This window comes from Scandinavium tedordense, assembly GCF_024764965.1.
Taxonomy (GTDB): domain Bacteria; phylum Pseudomonadota; class Gammaproteobacteria; order Enterobacterales; family Enterobacteriaceae; genus Scandinavium; species Scandinavium tedordense.
On record NZ_JALIGG010000051.1, the window covers coordinates 28,660 to 41,213 of the forward strand.

12 protein-coding genes and 1 other annotated feature are annotated in these 12,554 nt (G+C 55.0%); of the genes, 4 read left to right on the forward strand and 8 right to left on the reverse strand.

Annotation, left to right across the window (positions count from 1 at the left end):
- Window positions 1-97 precede the first annotated feature (97 nt).
- Both MUU46_RS05310 and MUU46_RS05315 read right to left on the reverse strand, forming a co-directional pair.
- Complete coding sequence (locus MUU46_RS05310) at window positions 98-778, reverse strand: isochorismatase family protein (protein ID WP_258965111.1); 681 nt, start codon at window positions 776-778, stop codon at window positions 98-100.
- A gap of 55 nt (window positions 779-833) precedes the next feature.
- A complete protein-coding gene (locus MUU46_RS05315; protein WP_258965014.1) occupies window positions 834-1,706 on the reverse strand; it encodes a pirin family protein in 873 nt (290 codons plus the stop codon).
- Window positions 1,707-1,807: 101 nt separating this feature from the next.
- On the opposite strand from MUU46_RS05315, the gene MUU46_RS05320 reads away from it, so the two are divergent.
- Entirely contained in the window at window positions 1,808-2,719 is a 912-nt protein-coding gene (locus MUU46_RS05320; RefSeq protein ID WP_258965015.1) for a LysR family transcriptional regulator, read from the forward strand.
- A 42-nt stretch (window positions 2,720-2,761) separates the two neighbouring features.
- Here the strand turns inward: MUU46_RS05320 and MUU46_RS05325 are convergent, their stop codons facing one another.
- The 4 genes from MUU46_RS05325 to MUU46_RS05340 all read right to left on the reverse strand — a co-directional run bounded on the left by MUU46_RS05325 (window position 2,762) and on the right by MUU46_RS05340 (window position 6,254).
- Window positions 2,762-3,094, reverse strand: coding sequence for a YbaB/EbfC family nucleoid-associated protein (locus tag MUU46_RS05325; protein WP_159752484.1), 333 nt, complete (start codon window positions 3,092-3,094; stop codon window positions 2,762-2,764).
- A gap of 55 nt (window positions 3,095-3,149) precedes the next feature.
- Entirely contained in the window at window positions 3,150-5,084 is a 1,935-nt protein-coding gene (gene dnaX / locus MUU46_RS05330) for a DNA polymerase III subunit gamma/tau (protein WP_258965016.1), read from the reverse strand.
- Window positions 3,756-3,820, reverse strand: a sequence feature (DnaX frameshifting element). It overlaps the preceding gene by 65 nt.
- 88 nt (window positions 5,085-5,172) lie before the next feature.
- Entirely contained in the window at window positions 5,173-5,724 is a 552-nt protein-coding gene (gene apt / locus MUU46_RS05335) for an adenine phosphoribosyltransferase (RefSeq protein ID WP_258965017.1), read from the reverse strand.
- Window positions 5,725-5,879: 155 nt separating this feature from the next.
- Window positions 5,880-6,254, reverse strand: coding sequence for a DUF454 family protein (locus tag MUU46_RS05340; protein WP_159752478.1), 375 nt, complete (start codon window positions 6,252-6,254; stop codon window positions 5,880-5,882).
- Window positions 6,255-6,300: 46 nt separating this feature from the next.
- Here MUU46_RS05340 and priC point away from each other — a divergent pair, with 46 nt between their 5' ends.
- Together priC and rsmS are read left to right on the forward strand one after the other, a co-directional pair.
- Window positions 6,301-6,828, forward strand: coding sequence for a primosomal replication protein N'' (priC, locus tag MUU46_RS05345; protein ID WP_159752476.1), 528 nt, complete (start codon window positions 6,301-6,303; stop codon window positions 6,826-6,828).
- 11 nt (window positions 6,829-6,839) lie between these two features.
- Window positions 6,840-6,998 carry a pleiotropic regulatory protein RsmS gene (gene rsmS, locus MUU46_RS05350; RefSeq protein ID WP_159752474.1) on the forward strand — a complete coding sequence of 53 codons (159 nt, stop codon included), beginning with the start codon at window positions 6,840-6,842 and terminating at the stop codon, window positions 6,996-6,998.
- A 91-nt stretch (window positions 6,999-7,089) separates the two neighbouring features.
- Here rsmS and mscK read toward each other — a convergent pair whose 3' ends face one another.
- On the reverse strand, window positions 7,090-10,443 hold the full coding sequence (gene mscK / locus MUU46_RS05355) for a mechanosensitive channel MscK (protein WP_258965018.1): 3,354 nt from the start codon (window positions 10,441-10,443) through the stop codon (window positions 7,090-7,092).
- A 128-nt stretch (window positions 10,444-10,571) separates the two neighbouring features.
- On the reverse strand, window positions 10,572-11,216 hold the full coding sequence (acrR, locus tag MUU46_RS05360) for a multidrug efflux transporter transcriptional repressor AcrR (protein WP_258965019.1): 645 nt from the start codon (window positions 11,214-11,216) through the stop codon (window positions 10,572-10,574).
- A gap of 141 nt (window positions 11,217-11,357) precedes the next feature.
- On the opposite strand from acrR, the gene acrA reads away from it, so the two are divergent.
- A complete protein-coding gene (acrA, locus tag MUU46_RS05365; RefSeq protein ID WP_159752468.1) occupies window positions 11,358-12,551 on the forward strand; it encodes a multidrug efflux RND transporter periplasmic adaptor subunit AcrA in 1,194 nt (397 codons plus the stop codon).
- The last annotated feature ends 3 nt before the right edge of the window (window positions 12,552-12,554 follow it).

Sequence of the window (12,554 nt, forward strand, 5' to 3'; positions counted from 1 at the left end):
TTCTAAAAAAAGAGTGGGCCATAGCCTAACATTAGCCCCAGCGACGGGTATAGAAAAAGATACGTCTCTGCGCGAGCGATCGCGCAGAGACGATGACTCAGGCGCGCTGCGAATCCAGTGTTTCCTGATTCGTTACCACGTCCTGTGCCTTCTGATAGCTTTCCATCAGCAGTGGATATTCCGTGAATACGCCCGACCACAGGTTGGCCCATTCCATCGCATCATCACGGTTCCAGGTGTGCTGAATTTCCGCCGTCACCGCTGCCATATCCAGCGGAACCACGCCTGCCTGCACCACACGTGCGAGGCTGATTTCCTGGGCCATTTTGGAATACGTCCCGGACGCATCAATTACCGCGAAGACTTTAAAGCCATCTGCCACCGCGCTGATAGCCGGGAAAGCCATGCATACGCTGGTGACGGTCCCGGCGATAATCAGGGTGCTACGCCCGGTCGCTTTCACCGCCGCCACAAACTCTGGATTATCCCAGGCGTTGATTTCACCTTTACGCGGCACGTACTGCGCATGCGGCGCATACTTGTGGATCTCTGGGATCAGTGGCCCGTTCGGTCCTTGCGGCACGGATGCGGTGGTGATGACCGGAATGTTCGCCAGGGTCGCCATTTTGGCGAGCACCGTGGCATGGGTGCGCAGCGTGGTCATCGGCATGTCGTGGACCAACTGGAACAGGCCACTCTGGTGGTCGATCAACAGCAGCACCGCGTCGTTCGGGTCGATCATTGGCTTTTGGCCGTTAAAATTTGCAGGGGTCATGATTGTGTTCTCCAGCTGATTTAAAATGAACGGCTACCGGGCCGGTAGCCGTTATCGTTTACTGCTCGGCCTGCTGGCCGAATCGTCCTTGGTTGAAGTCGTCGATAGCCTGGTTGATTTCTTCACGGGTGTTCATCACAAACGGCCCATAGCCAACCACTGGCTCATTCAGCGGTTCGCCGCTAAGCAGCAGCACCGTAGCCTCGTTGTTGGCTTCAAGCGTTACGCTTTCGCCTTTCGCATCCAGTACGACCAACTGCGCTTCCCTCGCAATTTCCTGTCCATTGACCTGTACCGTGCCTTTCAGCACTACCAATGCGGTGTTCCAGCCATCTGGCAGAGTCAGCGTAGTCGTGCTGTGGGCGTTGAGGCGCAAATCAAGAATGCGCATCGGCGAGAACGTTTTCGCCGGGCCTTTATGGCCGTCCAGTTCACCGGCAATCACTCGCGCCAGACCGGTATTATCCGGCAACGCCACCTGCGGGATATCGCCGTCAGTTATCGACTGATACGCCGCAGGCGTGGATTTATCCTTCGCAGGCAGGTTCACCCACAGCTGGACCATTTCCAGTGCACCGCCCTTCTCACTGAAGGCCGGAGAGTGAAACTCTTCATGCAAAATGCCGCTCCCGGCGGTCATCCATTGCACGTCGCCAGGGCCAATCACCCCACCGCTGCCGGTGGAATCGCGGTGCGCCACTTCGCCTTTGTAGACAATAGTGACTGTTTCAAAACCGCGGTGCGGATGCACATCTACGCCACGCTGGCCTTTGTTACTCGGTTTAAAATCTGCCGGGCCCGCGTAATCCAGCAGCAGGAACGGGCTAAGCTGTTTGGCAAATTTTGCGTAGGAGAACAGGGAACGCACCGGGAACCCATCGCCCACCCAGTGGGACTGCGGGGCTGAGTACACACCTAAAATTGATTTCATCGTTAGCTCCATTGCGTTTGTTGCGATGTGATAAAGCTTACTCACAAGACAGTGACTGCGGTAGACTGAAAAAATGAACTCAGCGTTCCATATACAGGACAATGAAAATGCAGGACCTCAACGATCTGTGGTATTTCGTGCAGGTAGTGGATAACGGTGGGTTTTCCCCGGCCAGTCGAGTGATTGGCATTCCAAAATCACGCCTGAGCCGCCGGATTGCGCTGCTGGAAGAGCGGCTGGAAACACGGCTTATCCAGCGCTCAACGCGCAGTTTTACGGTGACCGAAGCCGGGCAGATTTTCTATCGCCATTGCAAAGCGATGATGATTGAGGCCGAAGCGGCGCAGGAGGCGATTGATTCGCTGCGCACCGAACCTCGCGGCGTTATTCGTCTGGCCTGCCCGATTACGTTATTGCACGTGCATATCGGTGAAATGCTAGCGCAGTTTATGGCGCGTTACCCCCACGTCACGGTGCAGCTGGAAGAGACCAACCGTCAAGTAGATGTGCTGAACGAAAACGTCGATATTGCCATTCGCGTGCGTCCGCTTCCGCTGGAAGACAGCGATCTGGTGATGCGTAAGCTGGCCGACAGAAGTATGTGTCTGGTGGCAAGCCCGGCGCTGGTTACTCAGTTTGGTGCACCGGCATCGCCCGCCGATCTCCAGCCCTGGCCGAGCCTCGCCTTAAGCAAGCCGCAGCAGGTTTATCGCTGGTGTTTGTACGGGCCGGATAACCAGGACGTCACCCTGCACCACACACCACGGTTTATCACTACCGATATGATTGCGCTACGCAGTGCGGCGCTGGCCGGAGTCGGCATTGTGCAGCTGCCACGGTTGATGCTAAAAGAGCAGATTGCGGCAGGAACGCTGGTGCTTCTGTTGCCAGAGTGGCGAACCCGACGTGAAATTATTCACGCGGTCTTTCCTTCGCGACGAGGGCAGCTTCCGGCAGTGCGGGCGTTAATTGATTTTCTGGCTGAGTGTTACGCGGGGTTTAACGAGGAGTAGCTAAAAAAGAACACCCTCTCCGGGGAGAGGGTGTGGATGACATTAGAACGGCATTTTAAAGCCTGGTGGCAGCTGCATTCCTGAGGAAACACCGGCCATTTTCTCTTTCTGGGTTTCTTCGATGCGGCGTGCTGCGTCATTGAACGCGGCAGCCACCAAATCTTCCAGCATGTCTTTGTCATCTTCGAACAGACTTGGGTCGATCTCAACGCGACGGCAGTTATGCGCACCGTTGATGGTGACCTTTACCAGGCCCGCACCAGACTCACCGGTCACTTCCAGTTGAGCGATTTCTTCCTGCGCTTTCTGCATTTTTTCTTGCATCTGCTGGGCCTGTTTCATCAGGTTACCCAGACCGCCTTTTCCACCAAACATAGGCTTATCTCTCAGTCAGTCATGTTAAAGGTAAAACCGTAAGCCGGGCTTACAGTCAAATGGGTCGAATACTGTCTTCATCCAGATCCGCATCGAAGAAACGACGCAGGGTCTGAATGTTGTTATCGGCAACAATTGCCTCACGTGCCTGCGCGAGCTTTTCTTCGTAAATGGCCTGACGCCACTCCAGCGGCGTACGCACCGCGGGATTATCATCTTCAACGATGGTCAGTTCAACCGGTGCGCCGGTTAATTCGCTCATCGCTTCAGTCAGAACTTTGAGCGCCCCGCCGTTATTCAGATGACGCTGGGACGGACGCAGGTGCAGGCAGACGCTGTTCCCGCTCTGCTCTTTCCATGCATTAAGCGCAACTTGTTCTACCAGTTTAGGCAATTTAAGGTGGCTTACTTCTGCCGCCCAGCCGTCGCGCTCCACGGCTTCGACCGCAAGTTTCGCGGCGAGCTCTGGCGTTTTCTCATGCTCCAGCGCTTTCTTCAGCGCCTTCGGCGTGGCGACCTCTTCCTTCACCACTTCGGTGATAGTGGTCGCTTTCCAGCGGTATGCTTCTTTTTTCTGCGGACGCTGTTCTTCCAACGCCGTCGAAGATGGGCGCGCCTGCACGCGTTCCGTGACCGAGGCCAGTCTCTCCAGCGCAGCATTGTTCACCGGCCGCGCGCGTAATGCGGCTGCCGGTTCACTCTTTTTTGCTTTGGGTGCTCCCTGAGCGCGTTGCAATTGGCTGCGGGCCGCCAGCACCTGGCTGGTAGAATCCGGTAGCGTTTCGCTTTGATACGCAGGCGCGGCTGGCGCTTGCTGGGGCGCGACTTGCGTCGGGTGCATCACCGCTGTTGGCGCGACGGGGGCAAAAGACTGCGGCTGAACTTCCGGCTCCGGCAACGGCTTGCACGGATGGAACGCCAGCGCACGCAGCAGGGTCATTTCGACACCCATCCGGCGGTCCGGCGCATACGGCAGCTCTTTGCGGCCGATCAGCAGCGTCTGGTAATACAGTTGAATATCTGCGGGCGGCACGGTTCGCGCCAGCTCGCGCATCCGGTGCTCTACTGAAGCCATGTCGCTGCCGAGGGCCGACGGCGAAAGCTGTACCATCGCAATGCGGTGCAGCAGGCTTTGCATTTCGACCAGCAGCGCTTCCCATTCGATACCACGAGACGCGGCCTCGTGGATAAGTGCCATTACCTGCTCGCCGTTGGCACCGACCAGCGCTTCAATCAGTGACAGCGCCTGATCGTCGTCGAGCGTGCCGAGCATGGTGCTTACGCTGGCAGCGGTCAGCTGTCCGTCACCGCTGGCAATTGCCTGATCGGTGAGGCTCAGCGCGTCACGCAGGCTGCCATCGGCCGCACGGGCCAACAGCTGCAAAGCGCGCGTTTCGGAAACAATTTTCTCTTCGCCGAGAATATGTTCCAACTGATGACGAATTTGATCGACGTCGAGCGCCTTCAGATGGAATTGCAGGCAGCGGGAAAGGATCGTCACCGGCAGCTTCTGCGGATCGGTAGTCGCCAGCAGGAATTTTACGTGCGATGGCGGCTCTTCCAGCGTTTTTAACAGCGCATTAAAGCTGTGACGCGAAAGCATGTGCACTTCATCGATCAGATAGACCTTGAAGCGACCGCGGGCCGGAGCGTACTGCACGTTGTCCAGCAGGTCACGGGTATCTTCGACTTTGGTGCGCGAGGCGGCATCGATCTCAATCAGATCGACAAAACGACCCTGCTCGATTTCACGGCAGTTATCACAGACACCACACGGCGTGGCGGTGATACCGCTTTCGCAGTTCAGTCCTTTCGCCAGCAGGCGGGCAATAGAGGTTTTCCCTACGCCGCGGGTTCCGGAAAACAGATACGCATGGTGGATACGACCGGACGCCAGGCCGTTCGCCAGTGCGGTCAGCACATGTTCCTGGCCGACAACGTCAGCGAAGGTTTGTGGTCGCCATTTTCGGGCTAAGACCTGATAACTCATTGGCAGGCTCTGCAACGCTGGAAGGTGGAATACTGGGGGGTAATGCTAACACAACCTCACCCTTTGGGCGAGGTTGTGGCATACGGGATCAATGCCCTGGGAACGGAACTAAGCTGTAGCAGTTGATACCCTGTTTTTCCAGACGCTGTTCGCCGCCCAGATCGAACAGATTGATGATGAACGCCGCGTCGGTCACTTCACCACCCAGACGGCGGATCAGCTTCACGGTCGCTTCGATGGTACCGCCGGTTGCCAGCAGATCGTCCACCACCAGCACTTTGTCGCCTGGCTGGATAGCATCGATGTGGATTTCCAGCTGATCGGTGCCGTATTCCAGCTCGTAGCTTTCAGCGATAGTTTCACGCGGCAGTTTGCCCGGCTTACGTACCGGTACAAAGCCTACGCCCAACGCCAGCGCGACCGGAGCACCAAACAGGAAGCCGCGCGCCTCGGTACCCACCACTTTGGTGATACCCATGTTTTTAAAACGCTCGGTCAGCAGTTCAATGCTGAGCACATAGGCTTTCGGGTCTTCCAGCAAACTGGTGACATCGCGGAAAAGAATGCCAGGTTTCGGATAGTCCTGGATGCTTTTGATGCTGTTCTTCAGAAATTCAAGCTGCTGTGCAGTTGCGGTCATAGGTGTATGCCTGATTAAAACGGTGTTACTCACAAGGCGCCGTTTCTGCGGTATCAAGTTACACTTGATTAACTTTTAACCCGCTGGGCCCGTGCTCGAAAACGCCAGAATGTACTGGCAGTCAAACAGAAATGCAATAACCATTACCAGCATTATTATTTTTGTTGTTTTGCATCAACCACTGGAATACGCCACAAGAAAATCAGCAGACAGGCGAGGATCCCCAGCAGCAAAAATCGCACCCACAGAATTTTCACCAGCCACAGGGAAAATGCGAAGGTCACAAGCGTGAACACAATGGCGCGCGATTTTGCCCCTGGCGGCATCGCTTTATATTGCTGCCAGTGGCGCAGATAGCCGCCAAACCAAGAGCGATACAGCAGCCAGTCGTGAAAGCGCGGAGATGAACGCGCAAAGCACCAGGCCGCCAGCAGGATGAAAGGCGTAGTCGGCAGGAGCGGTAAAAACACGCCCAGGGTGCCTAGTACTACCGCCAGCCAGCCAATGATGTTTAGAATGGTCCGTTTCATAACGGCAAATGTAGCACAGGCCACCGTCCTTACGAGGGAGAACAACATGAAAACTGACCTGTTACTGCAATCGCTGGATGCGCAACTATCGCGGCTCGAAACCGAGGTCGCCCCGATGGCGTTTCATGCCACCATTGGCGCCCGCTTCGACCGCCAGCTTTTTCGCACCCGCAGTTCATTCTTACAGGCCTGCGTGGAAGAGGCGCGAGGCAATTTGAAAGCGTTGCACCTGGCTGTTGAAAAGCAGCAGTTTGAGCAGGTGCAGTGGCTGGCGGAACATTTGGTTTCCCAGTTGGAGGCCATCGCCCGAGAAAGTGCAGCCTGGCAGCTGCGCGGGTGGGACAATGGCTCCCCGGCGTTGACGCGCTGGCAACGTAAGCGGCTTCAGCATCAGGAATTTGAGCGCCGCCTGCTGGAGATGACGCAGCAACGACGCCAGCAGTTAGCGCAGGCCACGACGCTTGCGGATCAGCAACGGCTTACCAGGGAAGTTGAGGCGTTTAGCGCCCGGCTGGCACGCTGTCGCGGCGCGCTGGAGAATATTGAAAACGTACTGGCGCGCATGACGCGCTAACAGGAGAACGTATGTCGCTGGAGAATGCCCCGGACGATGTAAAACTGGCGGTAGATTTGATTATGCTGCTGGAGGAACACGCGATTGCACCTGAGGTTGTGCTTCGCGCGCTGGAGATAGTGAAGAAAGATTTTGAGCGGAAAGTTGAGGAGGGTAACGGTACCCCCTAACCCTCTGAGCAAAAGGGCAAAGGGATATAAACCGTGCCGGTCGGCCCGCTCTCCCTTTTAGGGAGAGGGCTGGGGTGAGGGTCAACCCCAATCACGCACCCTCAGGTGTCGGATCGTCCCCTTTCACTTCGCGCTTCACTTCCGTTACTTGATCACCCATTTTGTTGCTCAGATGCACTTCCAGTTGGTTAAACGCGATGTTAATTCCATTCTCACGACACAGACGGTCGATGGTGCGGTTCAGCTCGTCCACTGTGTAGCTGCGATCGCGTAATTCGCGCACGTACAGACGCAGTTCGTGATCCAGCGTGCTCGGGCCGAAATTCGTGAAGAACACCGACGGCTCCGGATCGTGCATAACTTTCGGATGTTCCATCGCCGCTTGCAGCAGCACTTCTTTGACCTTATCCAGATCAGAACCGTAGGCCACACCCAGGCGGATCACCACACGAGTGATGGTATCGCTCAGCGACCAGTTAATGAGACGCTCGGTTACGAAGGCTTTATTCGGGATGATCACTTCTTTGCGGTCGAAGTCGGTGATGGTGGTAGCGCGGATACGAATCTTGCTGACCGAGCCCGAGAACGTCCCGATGGTCACCGTATCGCCGATGCGTACCGGACGTTCAAACAGGATGATCAAACCGGATACAAAATTACCGAAAATTTCCTGTAAGCCGAAACCAAGACCGACCGACAGCGCGGCGGCGAGCCATTGCAGTTTATCCCACGACACGCCGAGCGAGCCGAAAACTGTCATTGCGCCCGCGCCGATAATCACATAATTCAAAATCGTCGTGATGGCGTAAGAGGCCCCCTGGCGCATGTTCAGACGCGAGAGCACCAGCACTTCCAGCAGGCCTGGTAAGTTACGGATTAACGCCCAGGCGACGCCAAAGGAAATCAGCGCAAACAGCAGGCTACCGAGCGTGACATTACGTAGCACTTCGGCCCCGGCTTCGGTCACGTTGTAATGCCACAATGTGATGCTGTCGAGATAGGCGAATACGGTAATTAAGTCTGACCAAATGGCCCAGAAGATCACGCCAAACAGCGCCGTCATCACCAGTACGGTAATTCGCAACGTCTGCTGGTTAACGTCTGCCAGCGCGATGGTCGGTTCTTCCAGCGGCTCTGCCCCTTCTGCGCCCTCTTTCACAATATGCTGACGACGCGCCAGCGCACGACGGTAGGCAATTCGGCGAGCGGCAACGCTCAGGCCACGCAGAACGGTCTGGTAAATCAGGTTCCACAGAATGACCAGATAAACGGTTTCAATCCAACGGCCGGCCAGGCGCAGCGTGGTGTAGAAATACCCAGTGGCAGTCAGCACCATCAGCGCAACTGGCACAATCGCCAGCGTGGTAATGGTTATCAGGCGCAGGCTATGGGACTCTTTATCACGCCAGCTGTCGCGGCACATCGGCCAGACAAGCACGGTTACCAGCATCAGGTTGAGGAAAATCGCAAACTGGCCAAGCACGTCATCCATCAGGTGCAGCGGCGAGAGCTCCGCCTCAACAGACCAGAAGTGCAGCGGAAGCAGCGCCAGGCTGATGCGTACAATCTGGCGACGCCAGTGGCTGGTAATCTGCGGCTGCATGTTGAAATGCATCACCGCCACGCCATTTTTTTCGAGCACTTTCCAGCACATGCCAAAAATCAGCCAGAACAGCGCCAGTTTTTTACTGAATGCCCACAGCAGGTCGCTGATGTTGAGCTGCATGGTTAGCAGGATCAGGCCCACCGCCAGGATTAACATCACCCCCGGCAGGGTGCGAATAAGATCGATCAACAGTGCTTTCGGGGTATTGAGCTGGCTGTCGTTCCGCAACTGCCCTACTTCCGAGGCCAGCTTTTGTTGATAGTTACGCAGCCATTTCATACGCCAGCGGATAAGCCCGGCGATCAGCAACAGCGGCAATCCGGCGAGGAAGGCAACGAACACCGACGGCCAGGCCTTTTCCCAGTTGACGGTGACGTCCATTTTGCTGAACTGATCTTTCAGCGCCGATGGGAAGGATTTAATCCAATCCCAGTCCATCGGTTTGTTGCTGTTCACCCAGAAAATTTGCTGGGTAAGAATGGAGCGCAGGCTTTTCGAGACGCTCATCAACTGCTGCTGGTTTACCTGCAGGTTGATAGCCATCATCAGCTGGTTGCCGAGCTGCTTGTTCATCTGGTCGAGCAATTCACGACGCATGTCGACCACCTGCGTCAGCGCATCGGTCACTTCGTCGGTGACGTCGGTTTTGTGCCCCTCTTCCAGCTTTGCAACGAAATCGTCGCTCTGGAACAACGCATCGCGCTGCTGATTCACTTCAAACTGCTCAAGACGCAGGTCCGCAATGCGGTTGGTCATGTCTTCCAGTTCATCCGCCGATGGCAGCGTCTGCTGTTCTTGATAGAGAATCCGCGACAGCAGCAGGCTGCCCTTGAGCATCGAAATCTGTTCTTTGATGTTGCGTTCAGACTGCAGCGCGCGGTCGAGCCAGGTTTTGACCCGAATATTTTGCTGCACCAGCTGGTTGCCGGTCTCTGTCGCTTTAATCAAACGTTCGCTCAGCTGATGGTTAATATCAAGTTCCTGTTTGACCAACGGATTTGCCTGAATGCGTTCGGCATCGTCAGGCGAGACCGCTTCCTGCGCCGTTTTCTCGGTCAGGGTCAGACGTTTGCTGTTTACCGCCTCCTGTAATAGCAGGAGCTGATGCTGAAGTCGGTTGCTGTTGGCAGTCACGTAATCGCGCTGTTTCTGCAACGTGTCCTGCAACACGGTGTTGCCCGAGAGGCTTTTACGCTGCTGATCGAGTTCGGCATTGAGCAACGCCTGCTGCACTACCAGCATGGTTTGTTGAGTCGGACGCAGCGCGTCTTCACCCACGGTGGTGCCATTCAGGCGATTACGAATTTGCTGCAGCTGCTGGGACGCGTTGTACATAGCGTTCTGCACGCGTTCGGGCTGCGTTTGCAGGGACACCAGTTGGCTGTTGTAGGTGGCGAGATCGTTCTGGGCATTTTGCAGTTGATCGAGTAATTCAGTGACCCGCGCTTCCAGCTGACGCATCGAAAGCTGATTCAGGTTTTTGCGGGTTTCGTCGTCGTTGTCGACGTCGGATAGCGCATTGAGGCTGTCGGTGGCCTGGCGCATTTTGGCCGGGGCCTGGTCTATCTGCTGTTTAAGCTGCGCGGTTTCATCTTTGACGCGGTCGATTTTATCGAGCAATTGCAGGGTGTCCGACAGGTCCTGCTCAACGAGCTTATCCTGCGGAGTGAGTTCTTTTTTCTTACTCAGCGCGGTGAGCTGCTTTTGCACGTCGCCCCGTTCAGGCAGATCGTTATTGCTTTGCGCGCGAGCCTGAGAAATGCCAAAGGCACCGAAGAAAAAGGTCAGAGCGATGATGAGCGCGAAAAATGATTTTTGCCAGAAATTGTTGTGCAGCATAGTGTCAGCATGAATGAGTTCAGGGCCGGAGACGCCGGGAGCAATTGCCAGCGAAGAATAGCATTTCCCCCGTTCGCCGAATAGCAGTCAGTATCAGGAAAATTCCGGGTATATTCCCTGTTGCCCATTCATTGCGACGGGGCGGCCCGCAGCGTCGGACAAAGCTGGTACATTTCCAGCAAAATAGCGATGTAATCGCGGGCTTCTTTTTTCAGGTCAAACGTGTCGGGGGAAAATAACCAATTTTCAACAATCCCGGAAATATAGCTGCGCATCAAAATGGCGGCACGTCGGGTGAGTAAATCTGCCGGAAGTTGTCCGGAGAGAGTACATTCACGCAAGGCCTGTTCTACCCGATCATAACTTTCAAGGCAAAGGTCGCGCTGAACCTGCTGCACAACAGCCATTTCGCCAACAAATTCACACTTATGGAAGATTATCTCCATCAATAAGCGCCGACGCTCTACGACCACCGTCGCTTCCAGGATATAGACTAGTATTTCCCTGAGCACTGAGAGTGGATCGCCGGGGAATTTTGCCTGATACTCAGTCTCAAGACTGCCGATACTGAATTCAGAAAGCTGCCAGATTTCGCTAAATAAATCTGATTTGTTCTTAAAATGCCAGTAAATTGCTCCGCGGGTTACACCAGCCGCTTTTGCAATCTCGGCCAACGAGGTGGATGATACTCCTCGTTGGGAAAACAACCGCAGGGCCACATCGAGAATGTGATGCCGTGTTTCCAGGGCCTGTTGTTTGGTTTTTCGTGCCATAGGTTGGTGAATTTACAGAGGTTAGATTTACATACATTTGTGAATGTATGTACCATAGCACGACCATAATATAAAGCAGCAATGGGTTTGTGGACATTTGATCCATTGATCAATTTGAAATCGGACACTCGAGGTTTACATATGAACAAAAACAGAGGGTTAACGCCTCTGGCGGTCGTTCTGATGCTTTCAGGCAGCATAGCGCTTACAGGATGTGACGATAAACAGGCTCAACAGGGAGCGGCGCATGCGCCAGAAGTTGGTGTCGTAACGCTTAAAACCGAACCTCTCCAAATCACGACTGAATTACCTGGCCGCACCAGTGCTTTCCGTATCGCAGAAGTTCGTCCTCAGGTGAGTGGCATTATCCTGAAACGCAACTTTACGGAAGGCGGTGAAATCAAGGCTGGCGAGTCTCTGTATCAGATTGATCCAGCAACGTATCAGGCCGCGTATGACAGCGCAAAAGGCGATCTGGCTAAAGCAGAAGCTGCCGCTAAAATCGCTCAGCTGACGGTTAACCGTTATCAGAAACTGGTCGGTACGCAGTACATCAGTAAGCAGGATTACGACACAGCTCTGGCAGATGCACAGCAGGCTAACGCCTCCGTTGTCGCTGCGAAAGCTGCGGTTGAAAGCGCGCGTATCAATCTGGCTTACACCAAAGTGACTTCTCCAATCAGCGGCCGTATTGGCAAATCTTCCGTTACCGAAGGTGCGCTGGTGCAGAATGGTCAGACTACTGCACTGGCAACCGTGCAGCAGCTTGATCCTATCTATGTGGATGTTACGCAATCCAGTAACGATTTCCTGCGTCTGAAGCAGGAACTGGCGAGTGGCGCGCTGAAGCAAGTTGACGGCAAAGCGAAAGTTGACCTCGTTACTCAGGACGGTATCAAATATTCGCAGAGCGGTACCCTGGAATTCTCTGATGTGACCGTGGATCAGACCACTGGCTCTATCACCCTTCGCGCTGTCTTCCCTAACCCAGACCACTCCCTGCTGCCAGGGATGTTCGTGCGGGCGAAGCTGGAAGAAGGTGTGAACCCAACTGCATTGTTGGTACCACAGCAGGGTATTACTCGTACTCCGCGTGGTGATGCCAGCGCAATGGTTGTTGGTGAAGGCGATAAAGTTGAAGTCCGTCAGCTGACTGCAACTCAGGCAATCGGCGACAAATGGCTGGTTACCGATGGTCTGAAAGCAGGGGATCGCGTCATCATTACCGGTTTGCAAAAAGTGAAACCGGGCGCTCAGGTAAAAGCGCAGGAAGTCACTTCTGACAATCAGCAGCAAACCGCAGGTAATGCTGCGTCAGAACAGCCTAAGTCTTAACTT